Annotated in this window: 13 protein-coding genes; 3 read left to right on the forward strand and 10 right to left on the reverse strand. The window is 63.6% G+C overall.

Features of this window, described 5'->3' with window-relative positions:
* Window positions 1-61: 61 nt before the first annotated feature.
* Entirely contained in the window at window positions 62-1657 is a 1596-nt protein-coding gene (locus AC07NV_RS03625; protein WP_495164973.1) for an acyl-CoA dehydrogenase family protein, read from the reverse strand.
* A 418-nt stretch (window positions 1658-2075) separates the two neighbouring features.
* A complete protein-coding gene (locus AC07NV_RS03630; RefSeq protein WP_495164974.1) occupies window positions 2076-3026 on the reverse strand; it encodes a LysR family transcriptional regulator in 951 nt (316 codons plus the stop codon).
* Window positions 3027-3148: 122 nt separating this feature from the next.
* Here AC07NV_RS03630 and AC07NV_RS03635 point away from each other — a divergent pair, with 122 nt between their 5' ends.
* Both AC07NV_RS03635 and AC07NV_RS03640 read left to right on the forward strand, forming a co-directional pair.
* A complete protein-coding gene (locus tag AC07NV_RS03635) occupies window positions 3149-3865 on the forward strand; it encodes an SDR family oxidoreductase (RefSeq protein WP_495164975.1) in 717 nt (238 codons plus the stop codon).
* A complete protein-coding gene (locus AC07NV_RS03640; protein ID WP_495164976.1) occupies window positions 3862-4629 on the forward strand; it encodes an aspartate/glutamate racemase family protein in 768 nt (255 codons plus the stop codon). Before AC07NV_RS03635 ends, AC07NV_RS03640 begins: the two co-directional genes overlap by 4 nt.
* Before the next feature lie 18 nt (window positions 4630-4647).
* On the opposite strand, the gene AC07NV_RS03645 is transcribed toward AC07NV_RS03640, so the two are convergent.
* The 3 genes from AC07NV_RS03645 to AC07NV_RS03655 all read right to left on the reverse strand — a co-directional run bounded on the left by AC07NV_RS03645 (window position 4648) and on the right by AC07NV_RS03655 (window position 9257).
* Window positions 4648-5727: an S-methyl thiohydantoin desulfurase domain-containing protein gene (locus AC07NV_RS03645; protein WP_495164977.1), complete on the reverse strand. Its 1080-nt coding sequence runs from the start codon at window positions 5725-5727 to the stop codon at window positions 4648-4650.
* Window positions 5728-5743: 16 nt separating this feature from the next.
* Window positions 5744-7873: a TonB-dependent receptor gene (locus AC07NV_RS03650; RefSeq protein WP_495164978.1), complete on the reverse strand. Its 2130-nt coding sequence runs from the start codon at window positions 7871-7873 to the stop codon at window positions 5744-5746.
* A 184-nt stretch (window positions 7874-8057) separates the two neighbouring features.
* Window positions 8058-9257, reverse strand: coding sequence for an MFS transporter (locus AC07NV_RS03655; protein WP_495164979.1), 1200 nt, complete (start codon window positions 9255-9257; stop codon window positions 8058-8060).
* A gap of 133 nt (window positions 9258-9390) precedes the next feature.
* Between AC07NV_RS03655 and AC07NV_RS03660 the strand changes: the two genes are divergently transcribed.
* The gene (locus AC07NV_RS03660; protein ID WP_495164980.1) at window positions 9391-10293 is read left to right on the forward strand and encodes a LysR family transcriptional regulator; all 903 of its coding nucleotides are present in this window, start codon (window positions 9391-9393) and stop codon (window positions 10291-10293) included.
* A 163-nt stretch (window positions 10294-10456) separates the two neighbouring features.
* Here AC07NV_RS03660 and AC07NV_RS03665 read toward each other — a convergent pair whose 3' ends face one another.
* From AC07NV_RS03665 to AC07NV_RS03685, 5 genes are all read right to left on the reverse strand, one after another.
* Window positions 10457-12529 carry an amidohydrolase family protein gene (locus tag AC07NV_RS03665; RefSeq protein ID WP_495164981.1) on the reverse strand — a complete coding sequence of 691 codons (2073 nt, stop codon included), beginning with the start codon at window positions 12527-12529 and terminating at the stop codon, window positions 10457-10459.
* A 210-nt stretch (window positions 12530-12739) separates the two neighbouring features.
* A complete protein-coding gene (locus tag AC07NV_RS03670; protein WP_495164982.1) occupies window positions 12740-13990 on the reverse strand; it encodes a cytochrome P450 in 1251 nt (416 codons plus the stop codon).
* Between the two features lie 19 nt (window positions 13991-14009).
* Window positions 14010-15128 carry an NAD(P)-dependent alcohol dehydrogenase gene (locus AC07NV_RS03675; RefSeq protein ID WP_495164983.1) on the reverse strand — a complete coding sequence of 373 codons (1119 nt, stop codon included), beginning with the start codon at window positions 15126-15128 and terminating at the stop codon, window positions 14010-14012.
* Window positions 15128-16648: an acyl-CoA synthetase gene (locus AC07NV_RS03680; protein WP_495164984.1), complete on the reverse strand. Its 1521-nt coding sequence runs from the start codon at window positions 16646-16648 to the stop codon at window positions 15128-15130. Before AC07NV_RS03680 ends, AC07NV_RS03675 begins: the two co-directional genes overlap by 1 nt.
* 104 nt (window positions 16649-16752) lie before the next feature.
* Window positions 16753-19053: a TonB-dependent receptor gene (locus AC07NV_RS03685; RefSeq protein ID WP_495164985.1), complete on the reverse strand. Its 2301-nt coding sequence runs from the start codon at window positions 19051-19053 to the stop codon at window positions 16753-16755.
* Window positions 19054-19117 lie beyond the last annotated feature (64 nt).

Raw genomic sequence — 19117 nt, forward strand, 5'->3', positions numbered from 1 at the left:
GGACGAGATCAAGCGACCCAGACGCCCTCGTCCTTGTGCCATAGGTTCATCGGTTGAACGGTCAATTCCGTCCTTCGGCCAGCCCGCGTGCGATCACCTGCGCCTGGATTTCGGCCGCGCCTTCGAAGATATTGAGGATCCGCGCATCGCAGAGCACGCGGCTGATCTCATATTCGAGCGCATAGCCATTCCCGCCATGGATCTGCAGACTCGCGTCCGCGTTCGACCAGGCCACGCGCGCCGCGAACAACTTTGCCATACCCGCCTCGATATCGCAGCGCTTGCCGCTGTCCTTCGCGCGCGCCGCTGCGTAGCTCAGTTCGCGCGCCGCGACAAAATCGACGAGGCTCATCGCGAGCTTGTCGGCAACGCGCGGAAAATGGATGATCGCCTTGCCGAACTGTTTGCGGTTCAGCGCATAGTCGAGCCCGAGTTCGAGTGCCCGGCGCGCAACACCGACGGCACGCGCTGCGGTCTGGATCCGCGCGCCTTCGAAAGTCCGCATGAGCTGCTTGAATCCCTGGCCCTCTTCGCCGCCGAGCAACGCATCGGCGGGCGCGCGCATCGCGTCGAATTGCAGCGCATATTCGCGCATCCCGCGATAGCCGAGCACCTCGATCTCGCTGCCAGTCATCCCGTCGCCGGGGAACGGGTCGGTTTCGGTCCCGCGCGGCTTGGGGACGAGCAGCATCGACAATCCGGTATAGCCTTTCGCTTGCGGAAGGGTGCGAGCAAGCAAGGTCATCAGGTCGGATCGTGCGGCGTGGGTAATCCAGTTCTTGGCGCCGTCGATCACCCATTCGCCATTTGCGTCAGCGCGGGCGCGGGTCTGCAGCGACCCCAGATCCGATCCGACGTCGGGTTCGGTGAACACGGCGGTCGGCAGGATTTCGCCGCTGGCAATCGGGGGCAGCCACTGCGCCTTTTGCTCGGCAGTGCCGCCGAGCGCGATGAGTTCGCCTGCTATTTCGGAGCGTGTCCCGAGCGAACCGGCGCCGATCCAACCGCGCGACAATTCCTCCGTGACGATGCACATCACCAGCTTGCCGAGGCCGAGCCCGCCATATTCCTCGGGGATGCAAATGCCGAAAGTGCCAAGGCCGGCCATCGCGGCAACGGTCGCATCGGGGATCAGGTCGTTGGCGAGATGCCAGCGATGCGCGTTCGGGATGATCTCGGCATCGGTGAAGCGGCGATATTGGTCGCGGATGGTATCGAGGTCGGCGTCGTGGAGCGTCTCGCTCGGCCAATGTCCCCCGGCGAAGGTGGTGACGAGTTCGGCACGCGCCGTTGCATGGTCGGCCTCGAGCAGATCGACGCAAGCGTCTGCAAGCGCGCGCGCCGCTTCACCGATGCCGAGGTCCGCCGGACGGAATATCTCATTCTGCCCCATCGGCAGGCCGCCGACGAGCTGGCCGATGCCCTCGGCAAAAGCGAGCTCGGCAATCCTTAGGTCGAGCGGGTTGGAGCCCTGCCCGGCCTCGCCCCACTCCAGCACAGCTTCGAGCGCCGCAACCGTCGTCGCGACCCACGCGAAACCATGCGCCGCACGTTGCTCTCGATCGATCGGTGCAGCGGCCAGCCGCTCCGCCAGCGCGGACTGCGCTACCCCGCGATAGGTCTGGGCAGCGGCAAGGGTGCGGCGCAAATGGTCCATGCTCAGGCCGCGCGCTCGAAGATTACGGCGATGTCCCGGCCGCTACCGATGCCGCGCCCTGCGCCAGTAATCGCGACGACCTTGCCCTTCAAAGCCCTGCCCATCTCGTACTTCCTCGCCAAATCGATCCTCTGCGGCGATACTGATCCCGCGAACATTCTTCAACATGAGGAATTATTTTTTATAATGTTGAAATTTGCTCCTATTCGATGGCAGCATCTCTCCGATCCCTATTTCGAGCATTCGCGGCCCTGCCGCTCCAAGCATGAACCGAATAAGCGTCGCTGTCCGAAATTGTGCGATGGCTGGGGCGAAGTTCGGCATGTTCGGGATCGCCCGGATGTTCCGCGAGATCGTCGAGCGAGCGACAGCAATTTTACTCGACATACACCATATCAACTTGGCACCCGAAGGCCGTTTACCCGGATACTTGCCGATCTGCGGCGCCATCCGATGCCGAGAATAGCGCGAGCGGACGCAAGGCCTGCACCAGCGCATCGACCGTTACTCGCACACGAGGCGCCATGCCTTTCGCTTCCAGCCAGACAATATGAATCGGCAGACGCGGCTGGCGACGGTCGCCAAAGACCGGAACGAGTTCTCCCGCGGCAAGCTGGTCTGCAACCAGCCACGCCGGAAGCTGCGCGATACCCATGCCGGCGATTACGGCGGTGGCAATGACGTCGAACGAGGCGAAGCGGTGCTGCCCGCGGACATTGACACGCTGCACACCCCGTTTGTCCGACAGGAAGATCCAGGGCTCGTCATGCCCCTGTCGCAGATGCGTAATGCAATGATGGCTCGCCAGATCGTCCGGGACGACAGGTTTTGGCCGCGTCGCGAAATAGGATTGCGCCCCGCAGATCACCAGATCCTGCATTCCGATCTTGCGCGCGATCAATCCGGTGCTGTCGGCGAGCTCTCCGATCCGGACCGAAAGATCGAAGCCTTCCTCCGCGAGATCGATCACGCGGTTTTCGAAGGAAACCTCGAGGTTGAGCAATGGATATTCGCGCCCAAGATCGAATAGCGCCGGTATCACCCATTTACGGCCGAACAGATCGGGCAGGTTGATACGCAACGTGCCGGATGGCGACGCTTTTCGATCCGCCAAAGCCGATTCGGCTGCCTCCAGCTCGGCCAGTGCGCGAACACAGCTCTGATAATAGGACCGTCCCTCATCGGTCAGGCTGAGATGGCGGGTCGTGCGGAAGAAAAGCTGCACGCCGAGCCGATCCTCCAGCCGCGCGACCGCTTTGCTGATCGCCGACTGGGACAAGCCTAACCTGTCCGCGGCCCGCGCGAAATTTCCCGATTGCTCGGCTTGAACGAAAGCCCGGATGCCATTCAGCCGTTCACTTGAAATCATCGTCAATCCCGAAAATTTGTCTCATCTGACACGATTTCATACCACAAATGAGACTGAATTTCCATGGTACATCATTTCGTGGACAAACGGCCCGTCGGCCTCATTTTTCGGGAGCGAATTCAATGTCATTTGCAGGAAAGCGCATCGTCGTCGTCGGCGGCAGTTCGGGTATCGGATTTCGGGTTGCGCAGAAAGCGACGGCCGACGGTGCCAGCGTCATCATTGGCAGCCGTAGCGAGACGCGCCTGGCATCAGCGATCGAACAGCTGGGCGACACGGCAACCGCCCATTCGATCGATACATCGGACAAGGCATCGATCCGGCAATTCTTCGACCGGCTGGGCAGCATCGATCATCTTTTCATCTCTGCGGCGAGTTATACGCTGGGGCCGATCGACCGGATCGGCGACGAGGATGCGGAAAGCCCGTTCCGGTCCAAATTCTGGGGTCAATATTGGGCGGTGCGCGACGCGCTGCCGCATCTGACCCCGGACGGATCGGTCACGCTAATGGCCGGCGCGGCAGGCGCGCGACCGGTAAAGGGCATTCCCGCCTACATCGCCTGCAACAGTGCGATCGAAGGGTTGGGGCGCGCGCTGGCGGTCGACCTGTCCCCGATCCGGGTCAATGTCGTCTCGCCGGGGACGATCGACGGCAATTTGTGGCGCCAGCGTCCCGATGAAATCCGCGAAGCCGCCTTCGCCGGTTTTCGCGAGATCTCCACGGTCGGCAGACCGGGGACCGAAGACGAAGTCGCCGATTGTGTGCTGTTTTTCATGAAGAACGGATTCGTCACGGGATCGACGCTTTACCCCGACGGCGGCTTTGTGCTGCGTTGAGGCGGCCCAACGCGATGGAGAATATCCGCATCATCACACCGCACGTCGCACCGGTGCCCCGCAAGCTGGAAGAAATTGCCGACATAGCGGAAAAATCGCAGGTCTGTTTTTCGCAGGTCAATATCGCGGGCGGCCCGGTGTCGATCGAAAGCGCGTTCGACGAAATGCTGTGCGCGCCCGGGGTCGTGGCCCGCGCGATCGAGGCGGCGGAGCAGGGCGCGGCGGCGATCATCGTCGATTGCTTCGCCGATCCAGCCGTACGCGCGGCGCGAGAGGCGGTATCGATCCCGGTGATCGGCCCCGGCACCGCAAGCCTGCACCTCGCCGCGCTGTTCGCCCATCGCATCGGCATCGTGACAATCATGGAAAGCGTGCGGGCGATGATCGAGGATCAGGCGCGGCTCGCCGGACTTGCCGACCGGCTGGCCTGCGTCCGCGTGGTCGACATGCCGGTGCGCGATCTGGATGGCGATGGCGAAACGCTTCTGTCGCGGTTGATCGAAGCGAGTGAACTGGCGGTGCTGCACGACCGGGCCGATCAGATCATCCTTGGCTGCACCGGCTTTCTTGGCGTCGATGCTGCCGTGACGGCGGCATTGCACGCCCGCGACATCCGGGTTTCGGTGATCAGCCCGCTCCGCGCCGCCGCACTCGCGGCCGTTTCCGCAATCCGGATGGGTTTCGTACACAGCCCGCGGACCTATGTTCCGCTCCGCTCCAAACCCGTACATGCATTCGATTTGCCACCCTTCGCCGATCGGTGATCGATCGGGAAGTCCGGCTTACGTAACCGCCAGCGGGTCGTCATCGTCGCGCCAGCGCGCGTCACGCCGCGGCGACCGCTGCAGGAAGGCGCGCAGCGGGTCGTACAGCTCGGTCATCCGCATGGTCCGCGCCAACAACAGATACCGCGCGGGAATGACGCAGATTTGCACGGCCAGTCCTCCGGTCAAGGCGGCCGATGGCAACGGCACGCCATGCGCGTCGAAAAGCATGATCAGATTGGGGAAATGGACGGGATTGCCGCGCCCGCGCAGCACCAGATATTCGTTGACGAAATCGACCCGCGTACCGACATCATCGTCGATCGTCGCATGACCCACATCGAGTCCGTCGACCCGCTCGCACCGCAAATCGACGATATGCCCCGCCCCTTCGATGGCCAGCCCCAGTTCCTCTGTCAGCCCCGTCAAACCGCGGTTCAGATAGGCGCGCCCGGTCGCGATGGCGTGCGAGATGGCCCCCGGTGCGCCTTCCTTTGCCGCGAGGCCGATGGGCACCGGGTTGCGGGCAACGGCAACGATGCCCCCCGCCTCCGACGCCGCGCGATTGACGACCAGTGCCGCACCGCGCAGCGACCCTTCGACCGTCCCTTCGATAAAGTGATCGGGTGCGCCGCCGGCAAAGGCCTGGCGCGAGCGATAGCCCGGCTGGCGATGCAGGCCGAGCGCTCCCATCAAGCCGGTGGGATGCGCGCGCCCGTTGCACGCGAAATCCAGTAACGGCAGCCCCGAGGACAGCGATTGCGCCCAGCCGTTGAGCGTCGTCTCCGCGCCATTTTCGTTCGTGTTGATCGCCGCGAGCGGGTCGCCGAGACGGTCCGACAGGAGTGCCAGCGATCGTTCGAGATGGTCGGCATTGACGAGCGGATTGGGGGCTGAAGGCGCGCCAACCAGCGCCGTGGTCGCGGTCAGTGCGCTGTCCGGAAATTCGTCGATGGTCCAGAGCCGGGCCGGACCTGCAGCGGCGGCGGCGCGCGCGCGGGCAAGGCCCGGATCGACCATCCCGCCGCCGCCGCCGCCAAGGATCAGGCCGCCGATGACCGCAGCTTCGATATCGTCGGCGGCGAGCAGTCGCTTCACGCTCTTCGTCCCCGCGTCAGAATTTGAACGAGAGTTCCGCGCCATAGCTGCGCGGCTGATTGGGCTGGACGAAGGCGATCCCCATGACCGTCGGCGTAAAATTCGACAGGAAACGCGCGTTCGTCAGATTCTGGACGAAGGCGGTAACGCTCCAGCCGTCACGCTCCAGCCCGACGCGCGCGTCGACGAACGTCTTGGGCTTGGCCTCTACCAGATTGGCAAGGTCATAGAAGATGCGCCCCTGCCGCCGGGCACCGGCATGGAAGAGGAGATCGGCGCCGGCCGCGACGGGTTGGCGATAGTCGATGCTGACATTGGCGGTATAGTCGGGTGTGTCGGGCAGGTCGTTGCCGATATAGGCCGGGGTCGCATCGAAACGCTTCACCCGCCCCAGCACGGTGCCATAGCTTGCCTGCAGCGTCAGCGCGTCGGTTGGCCGCGCGGTCACATCGATTTCGACGCCTTCCGACGAGGCCGATTTGATCGTCACGATATTTTGCGAGCTGTTGCCGCCGTCGGCGAGGAAGAAATAATAGGGGCGGTTGCTGAAATCGATATGATAGACTGCCGCGTTGAGCGAAACTGCGCCGTCGAGAAGATCGAGCTTCGTCCCCGCCTCGTAATTGTCGGTCGTCTCCGCCTTGATCAACCGTTCGGCCGCAGAGAGATAGGGGTTGAAGCTGCCGCTGCGGAACCCGCGTCCAACGGTGACATAGAACATCGCCTCATCGGAGGCGTGAAAGGCGAGGCTCGCCTTGGGTTGCAACTGGGCGAAGGTTCCCGATGCCGCCGAAACCGGACCCGCGGTGAGGCTTTGCGCCGAGCGGCGATCGGAATCATATCGCGCCGCAAGGGTCAGTTCGAGCCTGTCGGTGAGCTTGTAGATGGCGTTGCCGAACAGCGCCCATGATGTGCTCTTCGTCTCGTCCCGTCCGTCGAGAAGCGCGGGTCCCAACAAGCGAGGATCGTCCAGACGCGTGGGTGCCGGCCCGCCGTCGTCGAGGTAGGAGGGGATATGGGCAATGTTGAACAGGTTGCGCCGCTGGAAGAACGCCCCGACCACATATTGCAGCGGCGAGTCCGTGTCCGACGCGTAGCGTAATTCGGTGTTGAAGGCGCGAACCTTGAAGCCGACATGCTGCGTCAGGATCTGCTCGGGACCAAAGTCCAGATCGCCCCAGCCCTCCTGAACGCTGCGGCTATAGCCCGTCACCGACGTCAGCGTCCCCGCGCTGAAGCGGTAATCGAGCTTGAGCGACGCGTTGAACATCTTCGTCTCTTCGCGCGACGGCAGGTTGCTGCGGATCTTGAGGTCGCTGACGTCGGTATCGACGCGGATGCCGGGCAGATAGGGAATGATCGTCTCATAGGCGAACCCGCCCGATGAATCGGTATAGCCGATCCGCGCATCCGCCTTGAAATCGCCGAACTCGCCGGTAACGCGCCCCCGGATTCCCGAGGCGGAATAGAAATCGGCCTTCGTGCCGAGGGTGATGTTCGGGATCAGACCGTCGCTGTGTTTGTGAAAGCCGGCGAGACGGAAGAAGAGATGATCCTCGACGATCGGACCCCCGACCCCCGCGGCCAAACGATAGGTGTTGCCGTTGCCGTAAGCGCCTTTTGCGAAACCGGTAAATTCGTTCCCGGGCGCCTTGGTGAAGATATTGATCGCACCGGCGGTCGCGCCCTGACCATAAAGCGCGCTTTGCGGTCCCTTGAGCACCTCGATGCGTTCGATGTCGAACAGGTCCTGGTTGATCAGGTCAAGCGCGGGGGCCTGAACCCCGTCGAAATTCACCACGATCGGAGAGTCGCCGCCCTGCGGCGTCGAATCGCCGCGCGACGTGAGATTGAAGACCCCTTGCCGGAAGGAGGGCAGCAGGGTGATGTTCGGCGTCAGATTGACGAAATCCTTGACGCTGGTGATCGCTGCGCGGTCGATCATGTCGGCAGAAAAAGCGGTGATCGTGTCGGGGACGTCCTTCAGCCGTTCGCCGCGCATCCGCGCCGTGACGACGATCTCGCCCTGCCCGGTCCCGGCAGCGTCCACCTCGGCCGTTCCACCGTCCGTCGATTGCGCTGTCGCGGCAACCGGGACCGAAATCCCCATCGCAGATCCCAGCAACAGTCCGATAGCTTTCCGCATTCAACCCTCCCCTGATATTTATATGGGGCAGCGTAACACCGGAATTCTATTCGGGGATTCGGCAAAAATTCGCATCTATCGATACAAATGATCATGAATGCGCCTCCACCTGGAGCTGTGGAGAGTCCAAACCCGACGCAATCTACGCCAAAGATTTGCGGCACCTTGTCCGGGTGGGTTGTGTCTAGCGACGCTCCGCAACCGGAAAGCCATGCGCGCGCGCGGACCAGGCAACCAGGAGCGTCGCCGCCAGCAGGGCGAGCAGCGTAAACGGGAACGCACCGGCCCCGACGCTTTCCAGCAATAATCCGCCGACGACGCCGCCGCCTGCGATGGCAAGATTCCAGGTCGTGACGAGCATCGACTGTGCAACATCGGCCGCCTCGCCGGCGGTCTTGGCAGAGGCTGTCTGGAACAGTGTCGCCACCCCGCCAAAGGCCAGGCCCCAGACGGCCACCGCCGTGTAGATTACCGCCGGCACTGTCCCCGCGATACCGAGCGCCAGCGCGGCAAGACCGAACAGCATGATACTGACAAGCACCAGTTCACGCAGCCAGCGATCGATCAGGGCGCCGACGATCCAGATGCTGAGCAGCGACGCCATACCGAAAACCAGCAGGACGACATCCACCCTCTCCGTGATGCCGGCCCGCGCCAGAAAGGGCGCGATATAGGTGTAGAGAATATTGTGCGCGAACACATAGGCGAAGATCACAAACAACACCGGCCGAATGCCCGGCAGGGTGAACACCGCTTTCAGCGAAAATTCCTGCCCCTGCCTCTGCCCCGGAAAATCGGGCACTTTCTTCAGGACCCAGAAAACCAGGATGAGAGTGAGGCCGCTCATCAGCCCGAAAGTCCAGCGCCAGCCCACCATCGTTCCAAGGAGTGTTCCCGCCGGAATGCCGAGCGAAAGGGCGAGCGGCGCCCCCACCATGGCGACCGCGATTGCGCGGCCCTGCAGATGTTCGGGCACCATCCGCGCAGCATAGCCCGCCGCCAGCGCCCAGAGCAGCCCCGCGCTGACGCCGGCGAAGAAACGCGCGACCAGCGTGACGGCATAGCTGTCGGAGACAGACGTCACGATATTGACCACCGCGAAACCGCCGATAGCGATCAGCAGCAATGTGCGCCGCCGCCAGGTCTGCGTCGCGATCGTCAGGGGAATCGCCGCGACGAGCGAGCCGATGGCATAGACGGTGACAAGTTGGCCGATGAGCGCTTCGGATTTTCCAAGGCTCTTCGCCATCTGCGGAAGGAGCCCCGAAGGCAGGATTTCGGTCAGAAGCGTGATGAAGGCCGCCATGGCGATTGCCAGCAGCCCCCCGAGCGGCAGTCTGTCCTCGGTCGAGCTGCCGGCCTGCGTGATCGTTGTGGATGTCATGGGCTGAACGCCTCCAGAAATGTGCCGGATAAGCGGTGGCATCGCCGCCACCGCTTCGACTTCGGACATAGGGGGCGCCGAATGAGCGAAAAATGGGATTTAGTGCACAACACTTTGGACTTTTTGTCGGGCAATGCTAGACATCGCCATGGACAGTTTGGGCGCACTCCACGCATTTGTGCAGGCCGTCGACGCCGGCGGCTTCACCGAGGCCGGCCGAAAGCTTGGCTTGTCGGCGTCCGCTATCAGCAAGGCGGTGGCGCGCCTTGAGGACCGGCTTGGCGCCCGACTATTCCATCGCTCGACCCGCAGCATCACGCTAACGCCGGAGGGTTCGATGTTCCTCGAACGCTGTCGGCGCATTCTCTGCGAATATGAAGCCGCCGAACTGGAGCTGTCGCGAACCCACGCGGTACCACAGGGGAGGCTGCGTATCAGCTTGCCGTCGATGAGTATGGTGTCGATCCCGAAGCTCGGCGCCTTCAAGCAGCTTTATCCGCGGGTCGAGTTGGAACTGGATGCCACCGACCGGGTGGTAGACGTAATCGGTGAGGGCTTCGATGCGGTGATCCGCACCGGCGAACATGGCGATTCGCGGCTCATGACCCGCACCCTCGGCCATTTTCGCCGGGTGATTGTCGGATCGCCGGACTATTTCCGCCAGGTGGGTATTCCGCAAACGCCGGAAGAGCTGACCGGCCATGCCTGCCTCGTCTACCGCTACGCCTCCACGGGCAAGCTCGATCAATGGCCGTTGACCAGAATGGGCCAGCCCGTCCAGATCGACATGCCGATCAGCGTGGTGACAAACGCGCTCGAAGCGCAAATCGGCTTGGCCGAAAACAGCCTCGGCATCGCCTGCGTCCCCGACTTGTCCGTCACCGGACAATTGGAACAGGGTTCACTCGTCCGTGTCCTCGACAGCTATCTGGAAACGCAAACCAAGCTCAGCGTGATGTGGCCCACGAGCCGGCATGCTTCGCCCAAGCTGCGCGCCTTCGTCAACTTCGCGGCCGAGATTCTTTTTCCCCGTTGAGGTGGGAGAAAGGAAGCCGCCAGCATGGATTTTGCGCTTTGGAAACGTCGGGGCCGGCACACTGATGCCGGGACGGCCCGCATAGGCACCTTCCTACCCTCGGCGCCGCCGGAATGCCGCCGGTTGCCATCCTTGCCGTCTACGCCCAGCAGCAGTCGCGTCGCTATTTGGGAGCACCGCTGTAACCGGCGGCTTTGCGCAGTTCTGCGGCATCCATGACATAGCCATCGCTGACGACGGTCGCGACGCGGCGCAGTGCCCCAAGGTCGGTCGACGGATCGCCGTCCACCAGAACCATATCGGCCTCCTTGCCCACCGCGATCGAACCGGTGCGCTTGTCGGCGCCGACAACCCGCGCGGGGACGATCGTCGCACTCTGCAACGCCTCGGCATTGCTGAATCCGGCCTGCCGATAAATTTCCAGTTCGCGGACCAGTTCGATCCCCCATCCGTCGGTACCGGCGACGATCGGGACGCCAGCCTTGTGGAGCCGGCCGACCAGTTCGACCATCTTCGCATAGCTTTTGCGATAATCGTCGCGTGTCAGCCCTTCGACAAGCGGATAGCCGCCGCTGGTGAACACCGAGCGTTCGATCACGGGGGAGATGATGCCCATATAAGGCGCGTAGGCCGGATGGGGCTTTCCACCGTCCTGCGTGAGCATGCCCTCAAAGATGACGATCGTCGGATCGACGAGTATTTTCTTCCGCGCCAGGTCCGCGACGAAGCCGGACATCAGGGGCCCGTCGAGATCGACGTCCTTGAAATAGCGCGCTGGCCCTTCCATCCGTTGCCGGGTGTTCGACTTGTCGATCACCGCTTTGGGCATCGATTCCATCACCACGAAATTGAGGTGGGTGAGTTCGTCATACCCCGCCGCCACGGCCTCGCTCGGCTTCATCGTCGCCGGCACATGGCCGTGGACATGAAGGCCCAGCCGGTGCGCCTCGGCCGCAGCGGGCGCGATCCAGGCCGGGTTCATCGAGGTGTAGAATTTGACGCCCCACAGACCGGCGTCCTTGACCCGGCGCACCGCGGCCACGGCTTCGTCCGCGCTGCTGACCACCTCGGCCCCCTGCGCCGCGAGCGGATCCTTCCGGTCGATGATGACCGAGATAAAGGGTTCGCCCATCAGCAGTTCGCCGGCGGCCCGGCGCTTCGTCGCCTCGACCGCGCGGTCGAAGGTCGTTCCGGGACTGCGAAAGCTGGTGATGCCGTTGGCGACGTTCGAGAGCACGTCCCAATCGTCGCCGATATGAAGATGGCTGTCCCATATGCCCGGGACCAATGTTTTGCCGCTGCCGTGGATGACCCGCGTCCCGGCCGGCGCTTTCAGCGATCCCGCGGCGCCGATGGCTGCGACCTTGCCATCGCGCGCCAGCACCGCCCGGCCCGCAAGAAACACGCCCTTGTCGGCGTCGAACAGCCGGACATTGTCGAACAATACCGGCGCTCTGGCGGCGGGCGACAGGAAATGCTTGGCGATGCCGGCGACGGCTTCGGCGGTGGCGGCGTCCTGCGCGTCGCGAAGCTGTTTGAGCGCGCCCTCATATCCCGCCGGGATCACCGAGATAAAGCTGATGTCGGCGAAATAGCGCTTGTCTTCGTCGAGCCATACGGGACGCGGCGACGGCAATATACCGCTGATAAAGGCGAGCTGGACCTTTTTAGGGCCGTTTGGCCCCTGAATCGTCTGCGTTCCGCCAAAGGTCATCCGCCCCTTCCCGCTCGGCAGAAAATCGACCCCCGCATCGCCCGCCGCGGCAAGCGCATCGATCAAAGGTGCGCCCGCTATTCCGACTCCGCCTGCCGGAATATACCAGCCTCCCGCCGGCCCCTCGCCTGAATCGGTGGCGGTCTTCCACGTCGCGCGGCCGTTTGCGACATGAAACTCCTCGGCGGCGTCGCCCGACATCGTCACGCCCCGGACCGTCAAAGCGGTGATCGCGCCGCCGCGACCGAACGTCGTCACCTGATCCATCTCGGTAATCCAGCCGCGCAGTTCCTGCGACCACCGATAGGCGGTGCGGCCGTCGGCGAGCTGCCAGCGCCACTGACTGCCATGATTGCCGGCTTCGGACACGACCACATAATGCACCGCATCGGCGGGCGGCTTCAGCAACTCCTCCTTCGGAACCGGTTTGGATTGTTCGGCAGCGGCGGGCTCGTCATGGGCGCGAGCGGCGACCGAAGCGGCAGACGCCAACAGGGCAGCGATCAGAACCAGGCGCATCATCTATCTCCCCAAGGGGCCAAAGGCGGCAAATCTGATCGGTGGTAACGGGAATTGGTCGCACGAAGCAAGCGACTGCCATCGATTCAACGATCATGATCGTTCGGAAGGTCGACGTCGGCAGCCTGGTTATTCCCGAATGTCTCGGGACGGCGGACTTTCCATGATTTGCGCAGACATGGTCTTGTCACCGCCGCATTGGCGAACGCTCTGTCAGCCAGCATCCTTCAGCCTGTATGTCACCGGCAAGGACTTGATGCCGCTCACGAAGGGCGCCGTTGTATAGAGCGCCGGGCCGTTCGGTTCGATCGTCTCCACCTTGTCGAGCAGTGCGTTGAAAAAAGCTTCGATCTCCAACTTTGCGAGAAATTGCCCCAGACACATGTGGGGACCATAGCCGAAGGCCAGATGATTGTTCACGCCGCGGTCTAGGCGGAATGTGTCGGCTTGTTCGAACGCAGCTTCGTCGCGCGTTGCGGCACCATAGCTCAGCATCACATGGTCGCCCTGCCGGAGCATCACGCCGCCCAGCTCATAATCTTCGGTCACATTGCGGAAGAAATGCTTCACAGGCGCGGTCCAGCGGACAGCCTCATTGGCGAAAGGCTTGATGAGGCTGCGGTCGGCACGCAGGCGTTCCAGTGCGCCGGGATTGTCCATCAGCGCCTTCAGGCCGCCCGCAATCGAGGCAGCGGTGGTGTCATGCCCGGCGGTCGCGATGATGATGTAATAGCCCATTCGCTCGGCGGGCGTCATGTCGCGATCGCCGGGCAGGCCATGCGCGATCAGCGTCGCAACATCGTCGCGGGGGTTGGCCAGCCGATCCTTGGTCACTTCCTCGAAAAAGGCGACATAGTCCTGATTGACCGCAACCAGATGCTCGGCCTGGGTCATGCCCGGCCGGACGATATCGGGGTCGGACGATCCGAACAGTTCGTGCGTCAGGTGCAGCATCCGCGCTTCATCAGCCTCACCGATGCCGAGGATCGTCATCGCGACCCGCAACGGATACCAGAAGGCGATATCGGCCGCGAAGTCGCATTCGCCGCCCAGACCATCGAGCCGCGACACAAATTTGCGCGCCAGATCGCCGATCAAAGCTTCAATTTTGCGGATATTCTTGGGCAGGAAATAGTCCTGCGTCAGGCCGCGAAGCTCCTGATGGCGCGCGCCGTCGATGACGACGAGCGACTGGACCCCGGCCTCGAACCCGAAGAAGTGCCGGTTCGCCTCTTCGACCATGACCGGCATCAGCGTGCTGCGGGGGCCGGCATTGAATATCTCGGGCTGGCGTTCGATCTCGCGAATATTCGCGTGGCGCGAGACCACCCAAAAGGGCCGATACCCTTCGGGCTCCGCGCGTGCGATCGGATGCTCGTCGCGCAGCCAGGCAAAGAATTGCTGCAACCGTTCCTGGTCGCCATAAAGTTTCGGGTCGGCGATCTCGTTGATCTGATATGGCATTTTCGATCCTGTCTTCGGCTCAATCGGGGAGGAGCACGGCCTTGATGCAGCGCCCGTCATGCTGGTCGCGCGCCGCATCGTTGATCCGCGACAGCGGATAGGTGGAAATCATGCGATCGAACGGAAGCCGCCCGGCGCGATGATGGTCCATCAGTTCGGGAATGAAGGTCGCGGGGTCGCTGTCGCCCTCGATAATCCCCATGATCCGGTGGCCAAAGGTCATCAGCGCGTTGACCTCGGCCGGAAGCGCGGTGCCCGGCGCGGCGATACCGACCAGCCCCAGCAGGCCGCGCGGCGCGAGGCTGGCCAAGACCGAACGCAACGTGTCGGGCCGTCCCGTCGTGTCGAGCGCATAGCCGGCGCCTTCGGGGAGGATCGCGCGGATCGCGGCGGCCAGATCCGCCTCGGCAAGCGGGTCGATGACATGCGTCGCCCCCAACTCGCGCGCGAGCGCGCGGCGTTCGGCATGGGGTTCGACGACGATGATCGCCGCGCACCCGCGAATTGCCGCGCCCATCACGGCGCTCAGCCCCACCGAGCCGCCACCGGTGATCACCAGCGCCGAACCGGCCTCGCACGCCATCGATCGCATGATCGCCCCGGCCCCGGTCTGGACACCGCAGCCCAATGGCCCCGCCAGCTCCAACGGAAAATCGTCGGGCACATGGACGAGGTTGCGCGCATAAGTGAGCGCGTGCGACGCGAAGGAGGATTGGCCAAAGAAGTTCGAGGCGACGGGCGCCGCGCCATCATGGATCGCCGCCGACCCGTCGGGCCGCACCCCCGCATAGTTGAGCTGCGGCATCGTCTGGCAATAGGAGGGATAGCCCGCGCCGCATTGCGCACAATGTCCGCACGACCGAAAGCTGATCGCGACCCGGTCGCCGGGCGCAAAACCCGTCACCGCACCGCCGACGCGCTCGACGATCCCCGCGCCCTCATGCCCGAGGACCGCCGCCCCCGCATAGCCAAAGGCCCCGGCCTGCGCGACGATATCGGTGTGGCACAGGCCGACCCCGACGATCTTCACCAGAATCTCGTCGTCGCGCGGCGCGTCGAGCGTCAGGTCGCGCAACACGAACGGCGCGCCAGCGCGCTCGACCACCGCGGCGCGAATGCTGCTTGTGTCGTTACACATCAGGCATTCTCCCAATATTTGTCGCGGATCAGCCGCTTGTAGAGTTTGCCGGTCGGATGGCGCGGCAGCTCGTCCATGAAATCGATCCGGCGCGGCATCTTCACCCCCGACAATTGGGGGCGCAGCCATTCGGTGAGTTCCGCGGCAAAGGCCGGCGTCGCGTCGGCCGGGTCCTGCGGCTGGATCACCGCGACGACGCTCTCGCCCATCTCGGGATGCGGGGCGCCGATCACCGCAACATCGCCCACCCGGGGATGTACCGCGAGCAGGTTTTCAATCTCCTGCGGATAGATGTTCACCCCGCCCGAAATGATCATGAAACTCTTGCGATCGGTCAGATACAGATAGCCCTCTTCATCGACCCAGCCGACATCGCCGATCGTCGTCCAGCCGTGGGCATTGGTCGCCTCTTCGGTCTTGGCCGGGTCGTTATGATAGGCGAAGCGCGATCCGCCTTCGAAATAGACGCCCCCCTCCGCCCGCGGCGGCAGCGGCTCGCCCGCATCGTTACAAATCCGCAGCGAACCGACGACGGCGCGGCCGACCGATCCCGGGTGGCTCAGCCACTCGGCCGAGGAAATCATCGTCATCCCGTTCGATTCGGTTCCGGCATAATATTCGAGCAGGATCGGCCCCCACCAGTCGATCATCGCCTGCTTGACCGGCACCGGGCACGGCGCGGCGGCATGGATCGCGAGGCGAAGCGACGTAAGGTCGAAACGCGCGCGGGCATCGGCGGGCAGCTTCAGGATGCGGATAAAATGGGTCGGCACCCACTGGCTGTGCGTAACGCGGTGGCGTTCGATCGCCTGAAGCGCAGCCTCGGCATCGAATTTCTCCATCACCACGACCGTCCCGCCCAGACGGTGGACGAGCATGCTCCAGCGCAGCGGCGCGGCGTGATAGAGCGGCGCGGGCGTCAGATAGACACTCTCCGCGCCGAAGCCGAGGCGATCGCCGACCTGGGTCAGCGACGTCGGCGCCGCAATCGACGGATCGTCGGGCAGCGGCGGCTTGATCCCCTTCGGTCGTCCCGTCGTTCCCGAGGAATACAGCATGTCGGACCCGCCGCGTTCGTCGGGCACGGGCGTTGCCGGTTCGGCGCGCGCTTCGTCATCCCATGACCGATAGCCCGCACCGCCTTTGCCGAGCGCGAACAGCCGCACGCTTGGCAACAGCGCGGGGAGCGCTGCGGCAGCGCGCTGGTCGGGGGAAACGATCAGCAGCTTCGCGCCGCTATCCTGCACGATATATTCGACTTCGGCCGGGGTGAGCTGGGTCGAAATGCAGACATAATAGAGGCCGGCCCGCTGCGCCGCCCAGGCGAGCTCGAAATATTCCGGCCGATTCTCCATCAGCATCGCAATCACATCGCCGTGGCGCAGACCTTGGCGGCGGAACAGATGAGCGCCCTGGTTCGAGCGCGCATCGAGTTCGCCATAGCTTAGCGTCCGGCCGCTTGCCGCCATCACGATGGCGGGTTTTTCGGGCGCATGGCGGGCGTGGATCGAAGGGTGCATGTTCAGGCTCTCCATTCTTCGCTAGGGGGCCGGCACGAGGCAGCGACCGGAGCCGGGCCAATCCCCGGCTCCGCTTTCCGCGCGGCGCCACCGCCGCGCAGGCTTCAGAAGCTTCCGCGCAGCGTGACGCCATAGGTGCGAGGCGCGGCAAGATAGGCGTTTTCGTCACCGGTCTGGATCGGCGTGTTGAACGACAGCGTCGGATAGGCCTTGTCGAACGCATTCTGGATCCAGCCCTCGAGCTGCCAGCCGCCTTGTTTGGATTTCACGCCGAAATTGGCGTTCATCGTCCCGACCCCGCCGCGCCGGGCGGACGATGCGGTGTTGATGAACTGGCTCGACGAATATTGATATTGGACGCGGCCGGTGACGCTGAGGTCATGCGTCACCGGCTGATCGAGGCCAAGGCTGACATTGCCCGCGAACTTCGAGGCATAACGGAAGCGCTGCCCCGACAGCGCCGCCGCCAGATTGGGATCCGTGCCATAACGCGCGCGCGGCAGCCAGATTCCGTCAATGCCGAGCGTGAGGCCGTGCGCGATTTCGAACAGCGATTCAATTTCGGCGCCATAGGTTTCTGCCGACCGGGCATTGAGGACGGTGAACTGGAGCCCGACGAACTGCGCGACCTGCAAGTCGGAGATGTCATTGTAGAAAAAGGCGATGTTCGTCCGCGCACGCCGGTCGAAATAGTCGAGCTTTGCGCCAAGCTCGATCGCGTTGACGGTTTCGGGCTTGAAGCGCGGATCGAGCACGACGGCGCCGGGAATTTCGGCGGGGTTGTTGAGGCGCGTGCCGCCGCCGTTCGAGTCGATATTGACCCCGCCCGCCTTGAACCCGCGGTTGTAGGTCAGATAGATCATCGCGCCATCGGTGGGGCGGAACTGGACGCCGGCGGTCCCGCTCAGCGCCCGATCGGTCGACGAGGCATCATAGGCAGGGCCGGGCTGGACGCCGAGCAGGCGGAAGGCGTCGTTCAGCTGCGGGCGATAGAAGCTGTTGCGAAAACCACCCTCCTTCTTCTCGATCGAATAGCGAAGCCCGGCAATGACGCTGACGGTGTCGCTGATGTCGGCATTGAGGTGCGCGAAGGCAGCATAGGATGTCGCATTGCCGCGCATCCGTTCGGCCGCCCACCGCCCCTGCGCAGCGTAAGCGGTGCCCGCAGGCGCGCCCTGGGCCGCAAACAGCGCGTTCATATAGGCCTGTCCCTGGGTGCCCCAAGCCAGATCGCGGGTCATGTCGAGCCGCTCGTCGGAATAGAAGAGACCGACGACATAATCGGCGTTCAGTGCTTCGACCTCGCCGTTGAAGGTCAGTTCCTGCGAGAAGAACTGGCTCTTGAAGGTCTCGTCGAGTTCGAAAATATCGGCGCCCGAGAAATCGGCGTCGGCGCCGATCTGCGCGAGATTAAACGCGCGTAGCGCCGTCACCGACTTCAACGTCCCGCTGCCGATCCCGATATCGACGAGCAGGGTGCCGCCATAATCCTCGATCCGCTGGCGCGAATTGGCGCTGAGAACCTGCTGCCGATCCTTCAGCCGCTTCGACGGCAGTGTAAGCCCGCGCGCGCGCGTCAGCCCATCGACGAGCGGCTGGGTCGGACCATCGATATAGTCGACCGTCGCATAGCAGCAGTCGCCGGTGGTTTTCGAATAGTCACCGATCACCCGCATCGAGAAATCCGCGTTCGGCTCGATCAGCAATTGCGCCTTATAGGCCTGCGCGTCGAGGCTGTTGTAGCGTCGCCCGCTGTTCGGGTCGCGAACGAAGCCCTCATCCTCGGTATAGAGTGCCGCCACGCGAAGCGCCGCGACGTCGCCGAGCGGGACGTTGACCGCGCCCTTGACGTCGAGGGCGTCATAATTGCCATAGCCGAGTTCGTAATTGCCGGTCAGGCGACCGATCTCGGGCGCTGTCGAACTGACGAGCACCGCGCCGGCCGACGTATTTTTGCCGAACAGCGTTCCTTGCGGCCCGCGCAGCACTTGAAGCGAGCCGACATCGAGGAAATTCTGAAGCGCCGATGCAGCGCGTGTCCGGTAAACCCCGTCGATAAAGATACCGACCGCCCCCTCGAAAGTGCGGCTGTTCCCCGTCGTGCCGAGCCCGCGGATCACGACGTTCGCGCTGGAGGAGGAGATGTTCGACGCGCGAAACTCGATGCTCGGCGAAATATTGGAGATATTGGCGATATTCTCGATCCGCGCTGTGGCCAGCGCCTCGGAATCGGCAGCGGTGATCGCGACCGGAACGTCCTGAAGACGCTCTTCGCGGCGCTGCGCCGTCACGAGAATTTCGGCGAGCCCTTCATCCCCGGTCGCCGATGCTTCACCACCACCCACCGCCGCGTCCTGAGCATAGGCCGGAGCAGCGACCAGAGCCGCGCCGGACAGCAAAAACATGCTTAGGGCACGCGCAAAAAGCCTGTTGGAATCCTTCACAGCATCCTCCTCATCTTATGGTTTG

The organism is Sphingopyxis sp. GW821-FHT10B01, assembly GCF_059415685.1.

Bases quoted from the DNA above. Each gene is read 5' to 3' on its own strand.
- AC07NV_RS03625 (WP_495164973.1), bottom strand. From the start codon at position 1,657: ATGGACCATTTGCGCCGCACCCTTGCCGCTGCCCAGACCTATCGCGGG.
- AC07NV_RS03630 (WP_495164974.1), bottom strand. From the start codon at position 3,026: ATGATTTCAAGTGAACGGCTGAATGGCATCCGGGCTTTCGTTCAAGCC.
- AC07NV_RS03635 (WP_495164975.1), top strand. From the start codon at position 3,149: ATGTCATTTGCAGGAAAGCGCATCGTCGTCGTCGGCGGCAGTTCGGGT.
- AC07NV_RS03650 (WP_495164978.1), bottom strand. From the start codon at position 7,873: ATGCGGAAAGCTATCGGACTGTTGCTGGGATCTGCGATGGGGATTTCG.
- AC07NV_RS03655 (WP_495164979.1), bottom strand. From the start codon at position 9,257: ATGACATCCACAACGATCACGCAGGCCGGCAGCTCGACCGAGGACAGA.
- AC07NV_RS03660 (WP_495164980.1), top strand. From the start codon at position 9,391: ATGCTAGACATCGCCATGGACAGTTTGGGCGCACTCCACGCATTTGTG.
- AC07NV_RS03665 (WP_495164981.1), bottom strand. From the start codon at position 12,529: ATGATGCGCCTGGTTCTGATCGCTGCCCTGTTGGCGTCTGCCGCTTCG.
- AC07NV_RS03670 (WP_495164982.1), bottom strand. From the start codon at position 13,990: ATGCCATATCAGATCAACGAGATCGCCGACCCGAAACTTTATGGCGAC.
- AC07NV_RS03675 (WP_495164983.1), bottom strand. From the start codon at position 15,128: ATGTGTAACGACACAAGCAGCATTCGCGCCGCGGTGGTCGAGCGCGCT.
- AC07NV_RS03680 (WP_495164984.1), bottom strand. From the start codon at position 16,648: ATGCACCCTTCGATCCACGCCCGCCATGCGCCCGAAAAACCCGCCATC.
- AC07NV_RS03685 (WP_495164985.1), bottom strand. From the start codon at position 19,053: ATGTTTTTGCTGTCCGGCGCGGCTCTGGTCGCTGCTCCGGCCTATGCT.